This window comes from Streptomyces sp. NPDC090032 (assembly GCF_044748025.1).
Taxonomy (GTDB): Bacteria; Actinomycetota; Actinomycetes; order Streptomycetales; family Streptomycetaceae; genus Streptomyces.
In genome coordinates this window covers 631370-651028 of sequence record NZ_JBIVFF010000001.1, presented here as the reverse complement: position 1 = coordinate 651028, position 19659 = coordinate 631370, and the positions used below count along the sequence as shown (strand labels likewise).

At 70.9% G+C, this 19659-nt stretch carries 18 protein-coding genes; 7 read left to right on the top strand and 11 right to left on the bottom strand.

Annotated elements, in window-relative coordinates; all coding sequences use genetic code 11:
* Positions 1 to 400: 400 nt before the first annotated feature.
* The 7 genes from ACIPWY_RS02820 to ACIPWY_RS02790 all read right to left on the bottom strand — a co-directional run bounded on the left by ACIPWY_RS02820 (position 401) and on the right by ACIPWY_RS02790 (position 7479).
* On the bottom strand, positions 401 to 1198 hold the full coding sequence (locus ACIPWY_RS02820; RefSeq protein WP_362901878.1) for an ABC transporter ATP-binding protein: 798 nt from the start codon (positions 1196 to 1198) through the stop codon (positions 401 to 403).
* The gene (locus ACIPWY_RS02815) at positions 1191 to 2120 is read right to left on the bottom strand and encodes an ABC transporter permease (protein WP_362901876.1); all 930 of its coding nucleotides are present in this window, start codon (positions 2118 to 2120) and stop codon (positions 1191 to 1193) included. Before ACIPWY_RS02815 ends, ACIPWY_RS02820 begins: the two co-directional genes overlap by 8 nt.
* A gap of 96 nt (positions 2121 to 2216) precedes the next feature.
* Positions 2217 to 3089: a glycosyltransferase gene (locus tag ACIPWY_RS02810; RefSeq protein WP_362902085.1), complete on the bottom strand. Its 873-nt coding sequence runs from the start codon at positions 3087 to 3089 to the stop codon at positions 2217 to 2219.
* Between the two features lie 8 nt (positions 3090 to 3097).
* Positions 3098 to 3877, bottom strand: a complete 780-nt coding sequence (locus ACIPWY_RS02805; protein ID WP_362901874.1) for a CDP-alcohol phosphatidyltransferase family protein — start codon at positions 3875 to 3877, stop codon at positions 3098 to 3100.
* Positions 3855 to 4919 (bottom strand): iron-containing alcohol dehydrogenase family protein, encoded by a 1065-nt coding sequence (locus ACIPWY_RS02800; RefSeq protein WP_393704406.1) that lies wholly within the window; start codon positions 4917 to 4919, stop codon positions 3855 to 3857. Before ACIPWY_RS02800 ends, ACIPWY_RS02805 begins: the two co-directional genes overlap by 23 nt.
* Entirely contained in the window at positions 4907 to 5659 is a 753-nt protein-coding gene (locus ACIPWY_RS02795) for a sugar phosphate nucleotidyltransferase (RefSeq protein WP_100591690.1), read from the bottom strand. Before ACIPWY_RS02795 ends, ACIPWY_RS02800 begins: the two co-directional genes overlap by 13 nt.
* Positions 5656 to 7479 carry a DUF5941 domain-containing protein gene (locus ACIPWY_RS02790; protein ID WP_362902083.1) on the bottom strand — a complete coding sequence of 608 codons (1824 nt, stop codon included), beginning with the start codon at positions 7477 to 7479 and terminating at the stop codon, positions 5656 to 5658. Before ACIPWY_RS02790 ends, ACIPWY_RS02795 begins: the two co-directional genes overlap by 4 nt.
* Positions 7480 to 7885: 406 nt before the next feature.
* Here ACIPWY_RS02790 and galE point away from each other — a divergent pair, with 406 nt between their 5' ends.
* The 4 genes from galE (at position 7886) to idi (ending at position 12124) form a co-directional block, all read left to right on the top strand.
* Complete coding sequence (gene galE / locus ACIPWY_RS02785; RefSeq protein ID WP_362901873.1) at positions 7886 to 8869, top strand: UDP-glucose 4-epimerase GalE; 984 nt, start codon at positions 7886 to 7888, stop codon at positions 8867 to 8869.
* A 156-nt stretch (positions 8870 to 9025) separates the two neighbouring features.
* Entirely contained in the window at positions 9026 to 9958 is a 933-nt protein-coding gene (locus ACIPWY_RS02780) for a cation diffusion facilitator family transporter (protein ID WP_393704403.1), read from the top strand.
* A gap of 203 nt (positions 9959 to 10161) precedes the next feature.
* Positions 10162 to 11415 carry a bifunctional class I SAM-dependent methyltransferase/N-acetyltransferase gene (locus tag ACIPWY_RS02775; protein ID WP_393704401.1) on the top strand — a complete coding sequence of 418 codons (1254 nt, stop codon included), beginning with the start codon at positions 10162 to 10164 and terminating at the stop codon, positions 11413 to 11415.
* Between the two features lie 115 nt (positions 11416 to 11530).
* Positions 11531 to 12124 (top strand): isopentenyl-diphosphate Delta-isomerase, encoded by a 594-nt coding sequence (gene idi, locus ACIPWY_RS02770; RefSeq protein ID WP_362901869.1) that lies wholly within the window; start codon positions 11531 to 11533, stop codon positions 12122 to 12124.
* Positions 12125 to 12133: 9 nt separating this feature from the next.
* On the opposite strand, the gene ACIPWY_RS02765 is transcribed toward idi, so the two are convergent.
* Together ACIPWY_RS02765 and ACIPWY_RS02760 are read right to left on the bottom strand one after the other, a co-directional pair.
* Entirely contained in the window at positions 12134 to 12640 is a 507-nt protein-coding gene (locus ACIPWY_RS02765) for an ATP-binding protein (protein ID WP_362902081.1), read from the bottom strand.
* Positions 12641 to 12814: 174 nt separating this feature from the next.
* Positions 12815 to 13447 carry an HdeD family acid-resistance protein gene (locus ACIPWY_RS02760; protein ID WP_362901868.1) on the bottom strand — a complete coding sequence of 211 codons (633 nt, stop codon included), beginning with the start codon at positions 13445 to 13447 and terminating at the stop codon, positions 12815 to 12817.
* 65 nt (positions 13448 to 13512) lie between these two features.
* Here ACIPWY_RS02760 and ACIPWY_RS02755 point away from each other — a divergent pair, with 65 nt between their 5' ends.
* Positions 13513 to 14271 carry an enoyl-CoA hydratase/isomerase family protein gene (locus ACIPWY_RS02755; RefSeq protein WP_362901867.1) on the top strand — a complete coding sequence of 253 codons (759 nt, stop codon included), beginning with the start codon at positions 13513 to 13515 and terminating at the stop codon, positions 14269 to 14271.
* A gap of 102 nt (positions 14272 to 14373) precedes the next feature.
* Here ACIPWY_RS02755 and ACIPWY_RS02750 read toward each other — a convergent pair whose 3' ends face one another.
* On the bottom strand, positions 14374 to 15009 hold the full coding sequence (locus ACIPWY_RS02750; RefSeq protein WP_362901865.1) for a DJ-1/PfpI family protein: 636 nt from the start codon (positions 15007 to 15009) through the stop codon (positions 14374 to 14376).
* Between the two features lie 24 nt (positions 15010 to 15033).
* The gene (locus tag ACIPWY_RS02745) at positions 15034 to 16041 is read right to left on the bottom strand and encodes a GlxA family transcriptional regulator (protein ID WP_362901863.1); all 1008 of its coding nucleotides are present in this window, start codon (positions 16039 to 16041) and stop codon (positions 15034 to 15036) included.
* A 149-nt stretch (positions 16042 to 16190) separates the two neighbouring features.
* On the opposite strand from ACIPWY_RS02745, the gene ACIPWY_RS02740 reads away from it, so the two are divergent.
* Together ACIPWY_RS02740 and ACIPWY_RS02735 are read left to right on the top strand one after the other, a co-directional pair.
* Positions 16191 to 17060, top strand: a complete 870-nt coding sequence (locus ACIPWY_RS02740; RefSeq protein WP_393704397.1) for an SCO6745 family protein — start codon at positions 16191 to 16193, stop codon at positions 17058 to 17060.
* Positions 17061 to 17159: 99 nt separating this feature from the next.
* Positions 17160 to 19634 carry a Tex family protein gene (locus ACIPWY_RS02735; protein ID WP_393704394.1) on the top strand — a complete coding sequence of 825 codons (2475 nt, stop codon included), beginning with the start codon at positions 17160 to 17162 and terminating at the stop codon, positions 19632 to 19634.
* The last annotated feature ends 25 nt before the right edge of the window (positions 19635 to 19659 follow it).

Below are 19659 nucleotides of genomic sequence, written 5' to 3'. Positions count from 1 at the left end.
CCATAGCCATTGCCGTCACACCTCCCGTTCTACACTGCTGACCCAAAACATCCCATTTCGGACACGCCGCCCAGCCTGACGCGCGGCAGACCGACCCCTGAGTCAGGGTGTCGCGCATTATCGCCCCTTTGCCGCGAATCGGCACCGGTACAGCTTACGTTGTACAACCGGCCCGGCTCCGACGGGGTTTCCCGCAGATCACAACAACACACCGATCGCCCCCAAGATTCCCTGCACGCAAGGAAGTTGACCTTCACTTGACCTCAGCGGGCATCTTCGGCGGGAGTCTTGGACGGAATCAGTTGCCACCTACATGCATATCAAGGCCCCGCCGAAGAGATCCCGGCGGGGCCTTGAGACGCGAAATCGGGTGCAGAGGGTTGCCTGGTGGCCACCCGGACTACTTGCCCGTGAACTTCTCGTACTCCTTGAGTACCTCACCTGTCGGTCCGTCCATACGCAGCTCGCCGCGCTCCAGCCAGAGCACGCGGTCGCAGGTGTCGCGGATCGACTTGTTGTTGTGGCTGACGAGGAAGACCGTGCCGGCCTCCTTGCGCAGCTCGCGGATGCGGGCCTCGGAGCGCTTCTGGAACTTGCGGTCACCCGTGGCCAGGGCCTCGTCGATCATCAGGACGTCGTGGTCCTTGGCCGCCGCGATGGAGAAGCGCAGCCGCGCCGCCATGCCGGAGGAGTACGTGCGCATCGGGAGCGTGATGAAGTCGCCCTTCTCGTTGATGCCCGAGAAGTCGACGATCTCCTGGTAGCGCTCCCGGATCTGCTCGCGGGACATACCCATCGCGAGCCCGCCGAGAATGACGTTCCGCTCGCCCGTCAGGTCGTTCATGAGCGCCGCGTTCACACCGAGGAGCGAGGGCTGGCCGTCGGTGAAGACCTTGCCCTTCTCCGCCGGCAGGAGCCCGGCGATGGCGCGCAGCAGGGTCGACTTGCCGGACCCGTTCGAGCCGATCAGGCCGATCGCCTCGCCGCGGTACGCGGTGAAGGTGACGCCCTTGACGGCGTGCACCTTGCGGACTCCGCGCTCCTCGCCCCGCTTGACTATGCGGCTCAGCGCCGCGGTGGCGCTGCCCTTGCCCGTCTTCGCACCGTTGACGCGGTACACGATGTGCAGCCCGTCCGCGATCACGGTCGGGATGTGTCCCTTGCCTGCGTTCTTGCCCAGGATGTCTTCGTCAGCCACGGCCGTACCGCTCCTCTGCCTTCCAGAAGTAGACGAAGCCGCCGACGGCGACCAGCACGGACCAGCCCGCCGCTACCGCCCACACGTGCGGCGGCAGGTTCGAGGAGCCGTATCCGTCGATGAGCGCGAAGCGCATCAGGTCCATGTAGATGGCGGCCGGGTTCCACTGCAGGAGGTCTGCGACCCACGCGGGCTTGTCGGCCAGCATGATCGGGATGGAGAACATCACGCCGGACGCGTACATCCACGTACGCATCACGAACGGCATCAGCTGCGCCAGGTCCGGGGTCTTCGAGCCCATCCTCGCCATGATCAGCGCGAGTCCGGTGTTGAAGAGGAACTGGAGCGCGAGCACCGGGACGATCAGCAGCCAGGACAGACCCGGGTAGCTGCCGAAGCCGACCGCGACGATGAACAGGACGATCATCGAGAACAGCAGCTGCTGGAGCTGCTGGAGCGCGAACGAGATCGGCAGCGAGGCCCTTGGGAAGTGCAGGGCGCGCACCAGGCCCAGATTGCCCGAGATCGCCCGTACGCCCGCCATCACCGAGCTCTGCGTGAAGGTGAAGACGAAGACGCCCGTGACCAGGAACGGGATGTACACGTCCATCGACATGCCCCGGCTGGCGTGCAGGATGAGGCCGAAGATGAGGTAGTACACGGCCGCGTTCAGCAGCGGCGTCGCCACCTGCCAGAGCTGGCCGAGCTTGGCCTGGCTGTACTGGGCGGTGAGCTTCGCCTGCGAGAAGGCGAGGATGAAGTGACGCCGCCCCCACAGCTGGCCGACGTACTCGAACAGGCTCGGCCTGGCACCACTGACGGTCAGGCCGTACTTGGCGGCCAGGTCGGCCGGGGAGAGCCCCTCATCGGGCGACGGTCGCGCGGTCACCGCGACACCGCCGTCATGCGTTGTCTCACTCACTAGTGGAAACTTTCGTCTTCAAAGTGCGCAGCCGGTCGGGCATAGGCATGAGCCAGGGACCGGGGTACGGGCCGAATGCTCTCAGACACGAGCTTGTCAGATGATGGGAGGTCGGCCCAGTCGGGTCAGGCGCCATACCGTACGCCACTTCATGGGACGCCTGGGGCCGCACGGGCTCGTCCAGCCTTCCTTGAACCCGCCGAACCAGGCCTTCAGCGCAGGTCGGGAGGGGCGGCGGGCGAGCGTGAGGAGCAGCCAGACGCCGAGGTAGACGGGGACGATGAGCGCGGGCAGATTGCGGCGGGCGAGCCAGACCCGGTTCCTGGCGACCATGCGGTGGTAGACCGCGTGCCGGGAAGGAGCCGTGGTCGGGTGGTTCAGCACCATGTCCGAGCGGTAGTCGATCATCCAGCCCGCGTCGAGGGCACGCCAGGCGAGGTCGGTCTCCTCGTGGGCGTAGAAGAACTCGTCGGGCAGGCCGCCGACCTCCGCGATCACGCGGGTGCGCACCGCGTTGGCGCCGCCGAGGAACGTGGTGACGCGCGAGGAGCGCATCGGGTCGGCGGCGCGCAGGCGCGGGACGTGGCGGCGCTGGGTGACGCCGGTCTCCGGGTCGGCGATCCGGAAGCTGATGATGCCCAGCTTCCGGTCCGCCTCGAAGGCCTCGCGGCACAGCTGAGCGGTGTCGGTCTGCGGCAGGAGGCCGTCGTCGTCGAGGAAGAGCAGCACGTCAACGTCGGAGCCCGAGGGCCCGAAGGCCTCGATGCCGACGTTGCGGCCGCCCGGGATGCCGAGGTTCTCGGGCAGTTCGACGGTACGGACACCGGCGGGGACGTCCGGGACCGGGGAGCCGTTGCCGACCACGACCACCTCGACCCGGTCGCCGTCCTGCTTGGCGACGGAGTCGAGGAGGGCGCGCAGCTCCTCGGGGCGGTTGCCCATGGTGATGATCACCGCGCCGACCTTCATCCGCGTACTCACTTCAGCCTGCTCGAAGCCAGGATGGACACCAGGTGCAGCACGGTCTGGAGCAGCGCGATGCCGGCCAGGACCGCCACACCCAGGCGCGTGAAGAACAGGTCGCCGCGGATCTGGTCGACGATCGCGAGGACCAGGATCAGCAGCGACGCCTCGATCCCGAGGATGAGGCGGTGGAACTTCAGCGCGGACGCCGCCTTGCGGGCGAGCGCCATGCCGGAGGCCTTGATCTCGGAGGCGGACTCCTTGACCTGCTCCCGGCCGTTCTGCGCGCGGGCCACGGCGACCAGGTCCGTCTCGGCCTTGATCAGGATGGCGCCGAGCGCGGCAAGCGTGCCGAGGAAGGCCCACAGCCAGTCGATCCGGCCGCTGCCCCAGAGGTCGGCGGCGCGCAGACCGAAGCCGACGAGGACCGCGGCGTCGGTCAGGTACGCGCCGACGCGGTCCATCCAGACGCCGGCGAGCGAATACTGCTTGCGCCACCGGGCGATCTCGCCGTCGACGCAGTCCAGCAGCAGGTACAGCTGGACCGCGACGACGCCGAGGACGGCTCCCCAGATGCCCGGGACGAGCAGCGCGGGGGCCGCGAGGACGCCGCAGACGGTCATCAGGTAGGTCAGCTGGTTAGGCGTGACCTTGGTGTTCACGAGGTGGCGGTCGATGCGCAGCGAGATCTCGCGCATGTAGAGCCGGCCGCCCCAGTGCTCGCCGCTGCGCCGGTCCTTCACACCCGGGGGGTGGACGACCGGGCGCAGCTCAGCTACCGATGGCTTTTGCATAGTCGGCGTAGGCGTCCCTGATCTGGTCGGTGGACAGATTGAGGTGCTCGAGGATCGTGTACCGGCCCGGACGGGTCTGCGGCGCGAACTCCACGACCTGGACGAACTCGTCCACGGTGAAGCCGATCTCCTCGGGGGTCACGGGCAGGCCGTGCCTGCGCAGGACCTCGACCATGTACAGCGACTCCTCGCGCGCTCCACGGAGGAACATCGCGAAGGCCGCGCCCAGGCCGCACTGCTCGCCGTGGCTCGCGGCGCGCTTGGGGAAGAGGAGGTCGAAGGCGTGGTTGATCTCGTGGCAGGCGCCGGAGGCCGGACGGGAGTCGCCCGACACCGACATCGCGATACCGGTGAGGACCAGCCCCTCGGCCAGGACCTGGAGGAACGCGTCGTCCCCCACGCCGCCGGGGTGGCGCAGCACGGCCTCGCCGGCCTGGCGGGCCATGGCGGCGGCCAGGCCGTCGATGTCCTCGTCGCGCTCGCGGGCGGCGAGCTCCCAGTCCGCGATCGCGGAGATGTTGGACAGGGCGTCGCCGATGCCGGAGCGCACGAAGCGGACCGGGGCCTCACGGATGATGTCGAGGTCGATGACGACGGCGATCGGGTTCGGCACACCGTACGAGCCGCGTCCCGCGTCGTTGTCGAGCGTCGCGACCGGCGAGCACAGGCCGTCGTGCGACAGGTTCGTCGCTACGGCGACCAGCGGCAGGCCGACGCGCGCCGCGGCGAACTTGGCGCAGTCGATGATCTTGCCGCCGCCGAGGCCCACGACCGCGTCGTAGCGGCCCTTCTTTATGGCATCGGCGAGCTTGATCGCGTCGTCCAGCGTCCCGCCGCCGACCTCGAACCACTCCGCACGGGGCAGCTGCGGCTCAAGGCGCTTGCGCAGGACGGCGCCCGAGCCACCGCTGATCGCGATGGCCAGGCGTCCGGTGGACGACGAGATCCGCTGGTCGGCAAGGACGGTCGCCAGGTCGTCGATCGCCCCCGCCCGGATGTCGACGACAACCGGCGAGGGGATGAGCCTCGTCAGTACTGGCACGCGATCTCACGTCCCTTGGCGAGGTCGTCGTGGTTGTCGATCTCGACCCACTTCACCTCGCCGATCGGGGCGACGTCGATCCTGAAGCCACGGTTCACGAGCTCCTGGTAACCGTGCTCGTAGAACTGCTGCGGGTCCGTCTCGAAGACGGTCTTGAGCGCGTCGGCGAGCTCGTCGGCCGCCTCGCCCTCGATGAGCGTGACGCCGATGTACTCACCGGTCGCCTCGGCCGGGTCCATCAGCTTGGTGATCTTCGTCATCCCGCCCTCGGGACCGACGACGACCTTCATCTCCTCGTCGGCGAGGGACTTCACCGTGTCGAGGGCGAGGATGATCTTCTTGCCGTCGCCGCGGGCGGCGAGCAGCGTCTTCTCGACGGAGACCGGGTGCACGGTGTCGCCGTTGGCGAGGATCACCGAGTGCTTGATCGCGTCACGGCCGCACCACAGGGAGTAGGCGTTGTTCCACTCCTCGGCCTTGTCGTTGTCGATCAGGGTGATCTTGACGCCGTACTTCTGCTCGAGCGCCTCGCGACGCTCGTAGACGGCTTCCTTGCGGTACCCGACGATGATCGCGACCTCGGTCAGACCGATCTCCGCGAAGTTGCCGAGGGTCAGGTCCAGGACCGTGAGGCTCTCCTCGTCACCCTCGGGCCCGACCGGCACCAGGGCCTTGGGCAGAGTGTCGGTGTAGGGACGCAGACGCCGTCCGGCGCCGGCAGCCAGCACGAGGCCGATCATGCGGGTTCTCCTTCATCGTGTACGGCGGGTGCGCCGCGCCTGTGGGCGGTCACCCAGTAGCGGATGCTCTCGACGAGCACCACCAGTGCCACGGCCACGGCGCATACCGTGAGCGCGAGCGTGAAATCTGTGTTGGTGAGCAGTGCGGCGATCACGGTGACCACCAGCGTCCTGCCCTCGTGCCCGCCGATCGCCCGGACCAGCCAGTGCGGGGGCGCGCCGGTGCCGCCGCGGATGCGGTACACCGTGTCGTAGTGATGGTAGGCGACTGCGGCCACCAGTCCGAAAGCTGCCGGCAACGCTCCGTTTACGTCCGCTTTCGCTGCGATCAGCAGGATCGTGCCGTATTCGGCGGCGCGGAAGACGGGCGGGACAAGCCAGTCGAGGGGGCCCTTGAGAGGGCGCGAGACGGCCGCGGCGGAGGTCAGCGCGTAGACGGCGGCGCCGAGGACGGGCCACCAGCTGCCGTAGTCCGACATCGCCGTGGCGAGTACGAGGACCAGGGCGCCGAGCGCGGCGACGGCGGGGGCCGTGTGACGAGGCACACCGCGCACCACGCGCTGGAGGAGTTCGCTGAGCGGCCCGCTGTCGGAGAGCTCCGCGAGGGCCTGCGCGGCCCGGTCCGTCCGGGTGGCCCGGCGGGTCAGCGAGCGCAGGACGCGGCCGGCCGTGGTGTACGCCGCCGCGAGGGCGCAGCCGATCAGCAGCACGATGAACGTGACGCGGGGCGTCGTCAGCGCGGTGAGTACCGCGATCAGGGCCCAGCGTTCGCCGATCGGCAGCACTATCATCCGGCGCACCCAGACCGTCCACCCGACGCTGTCGAGCTTGTCCGAGAGGGCCGCGGTGGGGCTGGTGTTCGCCGTGGCGTCATGGTTCGCCTCGTTGAAGGAGAAGTCCACGACATGGCGGCAGGTCTGCAGGACCATCGCACCGAGTGCGAGCGCCCACACGTCGTCACCGCCGCGCGCCGCGCCGAGCGCGAGGCCCGCGTAATAGGCGTACTCCTTGGCCCGGTCGAAGGTCGCGTCGAGCCAGGCGCCGAGCGTCGAATACTGCAGGGAGTAACGGGCGAGCTGCCCGTCCGTGCAGTCGAGGACGAAGGAGAAGAGGAGCAGCAGCCCCGCGGCGACGAAGCCGGGGCGCGTGCCGGTGGCCGCGCAGCCCGCCGCGATCAGCGCGGTGACCAGCGAGGCGGTCGTCACCTGGTTAGGGGTGAGACCGCGCCGGGCGCACCAGCGGGCGATGTAGCGGGAGTAGGGGCTGATGCAGTAGGTCGTGAAGAAGCCGTCGCGCGCCTTGACCGCCGTGCGCAACCGGATCGCCTCGTCGTCGACGGCGGCGACCGCCTGGCGCGCTTCGTTGCGGCCTTGCGGGTCGGCGGGCACGGCGGCGACGAGTTCACCGAGATCGGGCCGGTGTACATCGGTGCCGGACGCGCTCAGGCGCTCGGCGACGCGGTCGGCGAGCACGCCGGTCAGGGTGCCGGCCCGCGTGCCGGCGTCCGCCGTGGACGGGGCTTCGGCGCTCTCACGCAGGGCGCCGGTCAGCGCCTCGCGGGCGGCGGGCTGTACGGAAACGGCGCCGGGGACGGCCGAGGCGGCGAAGCGGGGGTCGGTGAGGCCGAGGCGCAGGGCGTGGGTGTGGCCCACGAAGCCCGCGTCGACGAGCGCGACCCGCTGTCCTGCCGGGACCGCGGCGAGCGCCGTCCCTGCCTGGGCGGCGTCCGGGGCGAGCCGCACGTCGAAGCCGAGTGCCCGCAGCTCGCCCTCGAGCGACGACCCGGGTACCGGCTGACCGGTGACGATGGCGGTCGACAGACGAACTCACTCCTTGGATTACCTGCACGCCGGACCAGCGGGCACAGGCGTGGTGGGGGCGCCTCGGGCCGAGAGCGGCCGGGCGGCTCGTCGGCAGAGGCTATCGGATGATGAGAAGCCGACGTTCACCGCCCGTTTACGGCCCGATAAGAGCGGTCTGAGTGTGCGGGACCGCCCGGTCATCATTGTCGATCAAGGCCCCGACCCACAAACTGCCGTTCGCGCGAGGGCCCGGAGCGGCACCTACGGGCACGGCCTAGGGTCTTTCGTCTGGATCAGGCCGGATCAGGGAGCGGGGTCTGGTGGCGTGCATCGCAAGGCGGAGGAGGGACAACGCCGCGAGGTGCGGTGCCAGACCCCCGCGAGCCCGGCATGATCCAAACGGAAGGCCCTAGGGTTGTCGACCATGACATGGCTGATCACAGGCGGAGCGGGCTATATCGGGGCACATGTGGCGCGGGCGATGGCCGGTGCCGGGGAGGACGTGGTCGTCCTCGATGACCTCTCGACCGGGGTGGCGGACCGGCTTCCGTCCGGCATCGTGCTGGTCAGGGGCTCGGCCCTGGACTCCGAGCTGGTGAAGCGGGTGTGCGCGGAGCACGCGGTGACCGGTGTGGTGCATCTCGCGGCCCGCAAGCAGGTCGGCGAGTCGGTGGAGCGGCCCGAGGCCTACTACCGCGACAACGTGGGCGGTCTGGCGGTGCTCCTGGACACGGTCGCCGAGGCCGGTGTGCGGCGCTTCGTCTTCTCCTCGTCCGCGGCCGTGTACGGCAACCCGGATGTGGACCTCATCACGGAGTCCACCCCCTGCGCGCCGATGAGCCCCTACGGCGAGACGAAACTGGCGGGCGAGTGGCTGGTGCGGGCCGTGGGCCGGGCGCACGGCATGGCGACCGTGTGCCTGCGCTACTTCAACGTGGCGGGCGCCGCAGCCCCCGAACTCGCGGACACCGGCGTCTTCAACGTGATCCCGATGGTCTTCGACCGGCTGAGCCGAGACGAGGCCCCCCGGATCTTCGGCGACGACTACCCGACGCCGGACGGCACCTGCGTACGTGACTATCTGCACGTCGCCGATCTCGCCGAGGCTCATCTCGCGGCCGCCCGCCGGCTCACCGAGCCGGGCGCGACGGGCGACCTGACGGTGAACATCGGCTCCGGCGAGGGCGTCTCCGTACGCGAACTGGTCGACGTGATCTCCGAGGTCAGCGGCGACGCGCGCGCGGCAGTCGTCGAACCGCGCCGCGCGGGTGACTCCCCACGTGCGGTGGCCTCCGCGGAACTCGCCGCGAAGGAACTGAACTGGGCGACGAGCCGCGGGGTGCGCGAGATGGTCGAGTCGGCGTGGGCGGGCTGGCTCCTCCGGCACCCCGAGACCGCCGCCAACTGATCCCCGCGACGCCCTGACCTGCATCCATTTCCGCAGGTCAGGGCACATGACAACGGTGTTCAGTGCAGTGTTTGCGGATACCCCCTACCCGTAGTTCACTGTGATCGCGGGGGCGGCCGCGGGGGCGCGCCGACGAACGGACGGAGGGCGGTTTCCATGGGGGCCGGACACGATCACGGGCACAGCCACGCGCCCACGGGCACGGTCTCGGCCGCCCATCTGGGCCGGCTGCGCATCGCGCTCGGCATCACGCTGACGGTGATGGTGGTCGAGATCGTGGGCGGAGTCCTCGCGGACTCGCTCGCCCTGGTCGCGGACGCCGCCCACATGGCGACCGATGCGCTCGGCCTCGGCATGGCGCTCCTGGCCATCCATTTCGCCAACCGCCCCGCGAGCGAACAGCGCACCTTCGGCTTCGCGCGCGCCGAGATCCTGGCCGCGCTCGCCAACTGCCTGCTGCTGCTCGGCGTCGGCGGCTATGTGCTGGTCGAGGCGATCCAGCGGTTCATGGAACCCGCAGATACCGAGGGCGGGCTGACGATCGTCTTCGGCGTGATCGGTCTCGTCGCGAACATGATCTCGCTGTCGATCCTGGTGCGCGGCCAGAAGGAGAGCCTCAATGTGCGCGGCGCCTTCCTCGAAGTGGCCGCCGACGCGCTGGGCTCGCTCGCCGTGATCATCTCGGCGACGGTCATCCTGGCCACCGGCTGGCAGGCCGCCGACCCGATCGCGTCGATCGCCATCGGCATCATGATCGTCCCGCGGACCGTGAAGCTGCTGCGGGAGACACTGAACGTGCTCCTCGAAGCGGCACCGAAGGGCGTAGACATGGCGGAGGTGCGGGCGCACATCGCGGGGCTCCCCGGCGTCCTGGACGTCCACGACCTGCACGCCTGGACGATCACGTCGGGCATGCCCGTCCTGTCCGCGCACGTGGTCGTGAGCTCGGAGGCCCTCAACGCCATCGGCCACGAGAAGATGCTGCACGAACTCCAGGGCTGCCTGGGCGTCCACTTCGACGTCGAGCACTGCACGTTCCAGCTGGAGCCGGTGGGTCACGCGGAGCACGAGGCGAAGCTCTGCCACTGAGTTCCCGCTCTCCCGCGCCGACGACGCTGCGTGCTACGTTGGCCATGGATCTTGAGGAGGTGGGTTGATGACCGTCGTCGCGGTGAGCGCTGCCCTGCGCAGCGACAGGTGCATCCCCATCTTCCGGGCCCACGCCTGACCCTTCCCTCTTGCCCAGCAGGAGTGCGCGTCGGCGAGGCCCTCTCACCCAAGGGTTCAGACCGTTGACCGACAACGCCGTACGTGACGCCTTTTTCGCCCTGCACCACGGACTTCCCCGGCAGGGCCCCGGCTCCGACCCCACCACTTCGCGGCTCCTCTCCTTCGTGGGGCCGTTGCCCGAACGCCCCCGCGTGCTCGATCTGGGCTGCGGCCCCGGCCGCTCCGCGCTGCTCCTGGCCGCCGAGACCGGCGGCGAGGTCACCGCGGTCGACCTCCACGAGCCGTTCCTCGACGAGCTGCGAGCCGCCGCGCAGGCGCGCGGCCTCGCCGACCGGATCCACCCCGTCAACGCCGACATGGGAGAACTCCCCTATCAGGATGGTTCGTTCGATCTGATCTGGGCCGAGAGCTCGGCGTACAGCATCGGCTTCGACACCGCGCTGCGGCGGTGGAAGCGGCTGCTCGCTCCGGGCGGCTCGCTCGTGCTCACCGAGTGCGAGTGGACCGCCGCCGACCCGTCCCCCGAGGCGCGCGCCTTCTGGGAGCCGCACTACGCGCTGCGGACGACCGAGGAGAACGTCCGGGCGTGCACCGGCGCCGGGTACTCCGTGCTCGGCGTCCACCGGCAGCCCGAGTCCGACTGGGAGGAGTACTACGGCCCGCTCGCGCAGCGCGCCGACGCCGCGGACCCGCAGGCACCGGGCATGGCCGAGGCTCTCGCGGGCGCGCGCGCCGAGCTGGCGATGCGGCGCGACCACGGCGAGGACTACGGCTACACCGGCTATGCGCTGCGCCCCGCGGAGTCCTGGCCCACACGGCCGGAGTCGGCCGCCGACGTCACGGCCGTACGTGCCGTGAACGCCACCGCCTTCCCGACCGAGGCGGAGGCCGACCTGGTGGACGCCCTGCGGGCGGACACCGGCGCGTGGCTGCCGGGCCTGTCGTACGTCGCCGAGGCGCCGGACGGCACCGTGGCTGCGTACGCGCTGATCACCCGCTGCCTGGTCGGCGGGGCGCCTGCGGCGGCCCTGGCACCCGTAGCGGTCCTGCCGCGATACCAGCGCGCGGGCGCCGGATCGGCCGTCGTCCGCGCGGTGCTCGACGCTGCACGCGCGCGTGGGGAACGGCTCGTCCTCGTGCTGGGGCACCCGGCGTACTACCCGAAATTCGGCTTCACCCCGGCTTCCGGGTACGGCATCCGGCCCGGGTTCGAGGTGCCGGACGAGGCGATGACGGCGCTCGTCATGGGCGCGCCGGACGGTTCCTGGCAGGTGCCGCAGGGCACGATCACCTACCCGGCCGCTTTCGGCGTCTGACCCTGTGCATGTCCCGCCCGGCTCCCCGGGCGGGACATGCGGGCGCTGCCAAGTGCCGGGACAGTCTGCCCGGTACGGCAGACTTGGGGCTCGAGGACCGAAGCGAAGGATGGGTATGCCGACCACACCTGCCACCGCGGCGAACAGTTCGTCGAACGGCACCGGAGAAGCGATCTTGCTGGAACTCGTGGACGAGGACGGCAGGACGATCGGCACGGCGGAGAAGCTCTCCGCGCATCAGGCGCCCGGAAAGCTGCACAGAGCGTTCTCCGTGTTCCTCTTCGACGAACAGGGCCGGCTGCTGCTCCAGCAGCGCGCGCTCGGCAAGTACCACTCCCCCGGCGTGTGGTCGAACACATGCTGCGGGCACCCGTATCCGGGTGAGGCGCCGTTCGCCGCGGCCGCCCGCAGGACGTTCGAGGAGCTGGGGGTCTCGCCCTCACTGCTCGCGGAGGCGGGGACGGTGCGCTACAACCACCCGGACCCGGACTCGGGCCTCGTGGAGCAGGAGTTCAACCACCTGTTCGTGGGGATGGTCCAGGCGCCGCTGCGGCCGGACCCCTCCGAGGTGGGCGAGACCGTGTTCGTGACGGCCGAGGAGCTGGCCGTGCGGCACGCTCAGGGGCCGTTCTCCGCGTGGTTCATGACCGTGCTCGACGCGGCGCGGCCGGCGATCCGGGAGCTGACGGGGCCGTCCGCCGGCTGGTGAGAGGGCCGCTCAGGCGCCGAAGGGCTTGAGGGGCAGGGCGGCCCAGATCACCTTGCCCCCGCTCGCCGTGTGCTCGACGTCGCACACCCCGCCCGCCTCGCGGGTGACCTCACGCACGAGGAGGAGGCCGCGCCCGCCCGTCTGCCCGTCGGTGGCCTCCAGGGCGGTCGGGCGGTAGGGGTGCTCGTCCTCGACGGAGACGCGCACCCACTCGGCACCGACGGCGACCTCCACCGCGAGGACGGGTGAGAGCAGGGCCGCATGCCGCACGGCGTTGGTGACCAGCTCGGAGACGATGAGCAGCAGCCCCTGAACGAGGTCGTCGGAAGCGGGTACGCCCTGACGGATCAGCAGGTCACGGACGGCGTGCCGGGCCTGCGGCACGGAAGCGTCGACGGCCTGCGCCGTGAAGCGCCAGACCCCCTCGTACGGCAGCGGACTTCCCGCCGGCTGGTCGGGGGGCACTTCCCCAGTGTCTTGAGGACGCGGGCGGGACCCCCACCCCTGGTCGCTCATCGTCCGGTCGCCGCCCTTGCGCTCGATTGTCACCACGCATCGAGTGTTGGGAATCCACTGGTCCATACCGCATGACTGACCAGAAGTCAGCGAGTATCGACGCATTTTGACCGTTGGCGTATGACAGCGTCAGGTGTGCGACTGATCCTGCCGCTCTAGTTCCCTCTTCCATGGCTATTCAGGTTGTACGTGTTTGGACTCGTCATCGGCCGTCATGAGCCCCACGACACGGCGCCCGCCGAGGCCGGTGGCGAGCAGCCCCAGGCCGTCGAAGAGGAGCGCGAGCGAGAAGAAGCAGCCGATCACGTAGCGGCTGCTGCTCGGCCAGTTGCCCAGCACGAGGACGCCGAGCAGGATGCCGAAGGCGCCCTGTACGAGCGTCCAGCCGAAGTGGGGTCCGCGCACCACGATCCCGCCGACCAGCCGGAAGACGCCGCCGGTCAGGAACAGCAGCGCCGCGAACATCGTGAGCGCCTCGGCCGAGCCGTGCGGGTGGCGGATCACCACGACGCCCGCGGCGAGGTTGAGCGCGGCGACGACGACACCCAGCCAGAAGAAGTTGGTGCCTCTCGACTGGATCGCGTGCAGGAGGCCGATGATCCCGCCGATGAGCAGCAGCCAGCCGAAGAGGATCATGGACGTCAGCGTGGCCACGCCGGTGTAGACGAGACCCACGAGCCCCGCGATCACGAGGACGCCGCCGAGTCCCGCGATCCAGCCGAATCCGCGTCGCAGCTTCTTCGGATCGGCCGCCGGGTCGGGCTCTTCGTGGTGGGAGCGTGCGTCTTTGTGGTGAGACCGTGCCATGACGCCTCCTCGCCGGTCGCCCCTTCTTGATCGTACGTTCGAGGCCTGCGGATAGCATCCGGCGCATGTCGCACACATCGCCGCAGCTCACGCACACGGTCACCGACGGCATCGCCACCGTCGTCATCGACCACACCGCCAAACGGAACGCCATGACGGACGGCATGTGGCGCTCGCTCCCGCCGCTGCTCGCCCGGCTGGAGGCTGATCCGGCGGTGCGGGTGCTGGTGCTGACCGGGGCCGGCGGGACGTTCTGCGCGGGCGCCGACATCTCCACGCTCGGCGGCTCGGGGTCGCGGGCGCAGGAGCTCGCGGTCGCGGCCGAGGAGGCGCTCGCGGCCTTCGCCAAGCCGACGCTGGCCGCGGTGCGCGGGTACTGCGTGGGCGGCGGGTGCCAGCTGGCGGCGGCCTGCGACCTGCGGTTCGCGGCCGAGGACGCGCTGTTCGGGGTCACCCCGTCGAAGCTGGGGATCGTGTACCCGGCGGGCTCGACGCACCGCCTCGCCTCCCTGGTGGGTCCCGCGACGGCCAAGTACCTCTTGTTCTCGGGCGAGTTGATCGGTACGGAGCGTGCTCTGCGGACCGGTCTCGTGGACGAGGTGCTCGCCGGGGACGAGCTGGACAAGCGCGTCGCCGAGTTCGCGCGGATCCTCGGTGAGCGCTCGCAGCTGACGCAGGCCGCGGCGAAGGAGTTCGCCGACGGGCGCATGGAGCGGGCCGCGCACTGGGCCGAGCAGGCGCACGGGAGCGGCGACACCGCCGAGGGCGTCGCCGCGTTCCTGGAGCGCAGGAAGCCGCACTTCACCTGGACCACGTCAGGATGACCCGGTTCTTCTGGACCACGTGACGTGGGCTCGGCACTCCTGGACCACGTCAGGGCGACCCGGCCCTCCTGGACCACTTCAGGGTGCAGCGGCTCTCCGGGGCTACGGGCGGGTGAAGCGGCTCTCCGCGCGGGCCTTCTCGACGAGGTGCGCGGGCGCCTTCTCGGGCGAGCCCGCGTCGTAGGGCGGCTGCGGGTCGTACTCGGTGAACAGCTGGACGGTTTGCGCGGCCTCGTCGCCCGCGATCGCGCCGACGAGGGCCAGGCCCATGTCGATGCCGGAGGAGACCCCGGCGGCGGTGACGTACTTGCCGTCGACGACGACCCGTTCGCCCGTCGGCTCGGCGCCGAACTCCTTCAGGGCGTCGAGCGCCAGCCAGTGCGACGTCGCGCGCCGGCCGTCGAGCAGACCGGCCGCGGCGAGGAGCAGGGAACCCGTGCACACGGAGGTCGTCCAGGTGCTGGTGGCGTCGGCGGCGCGCAGCCAGTCGAGCAGCACCTCGTTCTCCATCTGCCGGGTCTGGCCCGGTCCTCCGGGGACGACGACGATGTCCGGGTCGGTCAGCTCCGACAGCGCCCTGTCGGCGGTGATGGCGAGCCGGCCGGTGTCGCTGCGCACGGGTCCGGTCCGCTCGGCGACGAAGGTCAGTTCCGCGTCGGGGATCCTCCCGAGCGTCTCGTAGGGGCCGACGGCGTCGAGCGCGGTGAAGCGGTCGAAGAGGACGATGGCGATCTTCATCGGGTGCCTTTCGGTCGGGGTGTGTCAGGTTGTGCGCGGAGTCGTCCCTGATCGTGAGCGGACCTGGACCTGGGGTGAGTGGAAGCGGCGCCGGTACTCCGCCGGGGGCGCGCCGAGCGCCTTGACGAACGCGCGGCGCATCGCCTCCGGCGTGCCGTACCCACAGGTGCGGGAGATGCCCTCGACGCCGTCGGTGGTGTCCTCCAGGAGGCGCCGCGCCTGTTCCAGACGGACGCGGTCGACGTACCGGCCCGGGGTCATGCCGGTCTCCGCGTGGAAGGCGCGGGCGAAGTGGCGCGGCGAGAGGCGGGCGCGGGAGGCGAGCGACTCGACCGACAGGTCGTCGTCCGGGTGCTCGGTGATCCAGTGCTGGACCTCGCGCAGCGGCTCGCGTCGCGCGGTCTGGGCGGAGAGCTGGGCGCTGAACTGGGCCTGGTTTCCCGGGCGACGCAGGAACACGACGAGGTGCCGGGCGATGGCCAGGGCGGTCTCGCGGCCGTGGTCCTCCTCGACGAGGGCGAGGGCGAGGTCGATGCCCGCGGTGACACCGGCCGAGGTCGCCACGTTCCCGTCGCGTACGTAGATGGGGTCGGGGTCGACCTCGACGGCGGGGTGGTCACGGGCGAGCCGGTCGCAGTACGCCCAGTGGGTGGTCACCCGGCGGCCGTCGAGCAGGCCCGCCGCCGCCAGCAGGATGGCGCCCGTACAGACGGAGACCAGTCGCGGTGCACGCGGGCCGTGCTCCCGCAGCCAGGCGGTCAGGCGCGGATCCGCGCGGCGCGAGCCACGGCCGCCGGGGACGAGGAGCGTGTGCGGGGCGGGCGCGTCGGCGAGTGCGTGGTCGGGGACGAGCGTGAGCCCGCAGGACGTGCGGACCGGCCCGCCGTCGAGGGAGGCGGTGCGGATGCGGTACGCGTCCCCGGGGCGCGTGCCCTGGCAGAGCGCGGCGCCGGCGAAGACCTCTGCCGGGCCGGTCACGTCCAGGCTCTGGACCTCGTCGAACAGCAGGATGAGCACGGTGCGGGCGGCCATGCGGCCAGTCTTCGGGCACAGCACGACGGCCGCAATGACGAGTACCCCACCATTCCTGCCATCGGGCGCCTGACGTGGTGGGAGCGGTTCGGCGAATGGCCCGCGACCCGCGCGTTCCACCCGTACCAACCAGTCGGTAACGTACTCGCATGACGACCTCTCCGGACCCCCGCGCCGCCCGCCGCTGCCACAACATGGTCAACCCGTTCCACTCGATGCACTACTTCTCGCCCGACCTGGGCAAGGAGCTGGGCGCCATCGGGATCACCCACCGCAGCGGGGCGTACTTCGCGGCCCGCGCGGCGGCGATGGGGGCCGTCGGCGCCGGGACCGTGACGGCGACGTTCTACAACTTCAAGCACGAGCTCGTCGCCGAACACGTGCCCGCCGTGTGGGAGACGGCCTCCCCGGAGACGGTCCTCGCGGCACGCGCGCGTGCCGTCGACTCGACGCTGCGCAGGCTCCTGGGCGACGAGATCGTGACCTCCCCGGAGATGGCCGAGGCCGCCACTCTCGCGCTGCGGGCCACGGAGGCCTGCACCCGCCACGCCCGGCCGCTGTACGCCGCCCACGCCGACCTGCCGGTGCCCGAGGAGCCGCACCTCGCGTACTGGCACGCCACCACGCTGCTGCGTGAGCACCGCGGCGACGGGCATCTGGCCGCGCTGCTCGCCGCCGGCCTCGATCCCGTCGAGGCACTGGTGAGCCATGTCGCGACCGGTAAGGGCATGGCCCCGAAGTGGCTGCTCGCCACGCGCGGCTGGACCCGCGAGGAGTTCGACGCGGCCGCCGACCGGCTGCGGGAGCGCAAGGTGCTCGACTCACAGGGCGAGTTGACCGAGAGCGGGGTGGCGCTGCGCCACGATCTGGAGGCGCAGACCGACCGGCTCGACCGCGAGCCGTACGCGCACCTGGGCGAGGCGGGCGTGGCCCGGCTCACGGAGCTGGCGGGCGGATTCATGGGCGCCGCCCTCGCAGCGGGCGCGTTCCCGGCCGACCTGATCGGCAAGACCGCCTGAGCGGACACCCGGCGCCGACAGGTGGTGGGCTGCCCCCCGTTGTCGGCGCCACCTGCCACAATTGCCGCGCACCCTCAGTTGAGAAGGCGGTACGGCATCGTGGCAACACCCAGCGCAGGTCCCATCACGGGGTCCATCGAAGGCAGGATTGCCGAGGAGCTCGGCGTACGGGAGCGGCAGGTGAAGGCCGCCGTCGAGCTGCTCGACGGCGGTTCGACGGTCCCGTTCATCGCGCGCTACCGCAAGGAAGCGACCGAGATGCTCGACGACGCGCAGCTGCGCACGCTCGAGGAGCGGCTGCGCTACCTGCGGGAGCTGGAGGAGCGGCGCGCGGCGGTCCTCGACTCGGTCAGGGAACAGGGCAAGCTGACCGACGAGTTGGCGGCGCAGATCATGGCCGCCGAGACCAAGGCGCGCCTCGAGGACATCTATCTGCCGTTCAAGCCGAAGCGCCGCACCAAGGCGCAGATCGCGCGCGAGGCGGGGCTGGAGCCGCTGGCGGACGGACTGCTCGGGGACCCGACGGTGGAACCGGCCGCAGCAGCGGCCGCGTTCGTCGACGCCGACAAGGGCGTCGCTGACGCGCAGGCCGCGCTCGACGGCGCCCGCGCCATCCTCACCGAGCGCTTCTCCGAGGACGCCGACCTGATCGGCGAGCTGCGTGAGCGCATGTGGGGCCGGGGCCGGCTGGCCGCCAAGGTCCGCGAGGGCAAGGAGGAGGCGGGCGCGAAGTTCGCCGACTACTTCGACTTCTCGGAGCCGTTCACCGCACTGCCCTCCCACCGGATCCTCGCGATGCTCCGCGGCGAGAAGGAGGAGGTCCTCGACCTGACCCTGGAGCCGGAGGAGCCGGGCGACGTCGCCGGCGGGCCTTCCTCGTACGAGCCGATCGTCGCGGACCGGTTCGGGATCAGGAACCAGGGGCGGCCCGGGGACAAGTGGCTGTCCGACACGGTGCGCTGGGCCTGGCGGACCCGCATCCTGGTGCACCTCGGCCTCGATCTGCGGCTGCGGCTGCGCACGGCCGCGGAGGACGAGGCCGTGCAGGTCTTCGCGGCGAACCTGCGGGACCTGCTGCTCGCCGCCCCGGCGGGCACGCGCGCGACGCTGGGCCTCGACCCCGGCTTCCGTACGGGGGTGAAGGTCGCGGTCGTCGACGCGACGGGCAAGGTCGTGGCGACGGACGTCATCCACCCGCACGTGCCCGCGAACCGGTGGGACGAGGCGCTGGCCAAGCTGGCCCGGCTCGCCCAGGAGCACAAGGTCGACCTGATCGCGATCGGGAACGGCACGGCGTCGCGCGAGACCGACAAGCTCGCCGGTGAACTGATCGTCAAGCACCCGGAGTTGGACCTCACCAAGGTGATGGTGTCGGAGGCGGGCGCCTCGGTGTACTCGGCGTCGGCCTTCGCCTCGCAGGAGCTGCCCGACATGGACGTGTCGCTGCGCGGCGCCGTGTCGATCGCCCGCCGTCTCCAGGACCCGCTGGCCGAGCTGGTGAAGATCGACCCGAAGTCGATCGGTGTCGGCCAGTACCAGCACGACCTGTCCGAGGTGAAGCTGTCGCGCTCCCTGGACGCGGTCGTCGAGGACTGTGTGAACGGCGTGGGCGTGGACGTGAACACGGCGTCCGCTCCTCTGCTCGCCCGTGTGTCCGGCATCGGCTCGGGCCTAGCGGAGAACATCGTGGCGCACCGCGACGCGAACGGCCCGTTCACGTCCCGCAAGGGCCTCAAGGACGTGGCCAGGCTGGGCCCGAAGGCGTACGAGCAGTGCGCGGGCTTCCTGCGGATCCGTGGCGGCGACGACCCGCTCGACGCGTCCTCCGTGCACCCGGAGGCGTACCCCGTGGTGCGGCGCATGGTGAAGACGACCGGCGGCGAGGTCGCGTCCCTGATCGGGAACGCGGCGGCGTTGCGCGGGCTGCGGCCGGCCGAGTTCGTGGACGACAAGTTCGGTCTGCCGACGGTCTCGGACATCCTGAAGGAGCTGGAGAAGCCGGGGCGTGACCCGCGTCCCGCCTTCAAGACGGCGACCTTCATGGACGGCGTGGAGAAGATCTCCGACCTGGCCTCCGGGATGGTGCTCGAGGGCGTCGTGACGAATGTGGCGGCGTTCGGCGCGTTCGTGGACGTCGGTGTGCACCAGGACGGGCTGGTGCATGTGTCCGCGATGTCGAAGACGTTCGTGAAGGACCCGCGGGACGTCGTGAAGCCGGGTGACATCGTCAAGGTGAAGGTCCTCGACGTGGACATCCCGCGCAAGCGGATCTCGCTGACACTGCGCCTCGACGACGAGGCGGCGACGGGCGAGCCGGGTGCGGGTGGCGGAGCCGGTGCGGGTGCCGGTGGCGGCCGTCGGGAGCGTGGCGGACGCCCGCCGCAGCAGCGGGGGCAGCAGCGCCAGGGCCAGGCACAGGGAGGTCAGGGCCAGAGCCAGGGTCAGGGCGGCCAGGGCCGACGCCAGCAGGGCCAGGGGCAGCGGCGCGGTGGCGCGTCCGCGCCGGCGCCCGCGAACAGTGAGATGGCCGAGGCGCTGCGCCGCGCGGGCCTGCTCGACCCGAAGGGACGCTGACACACCCGGGGCCGGTCACCACACA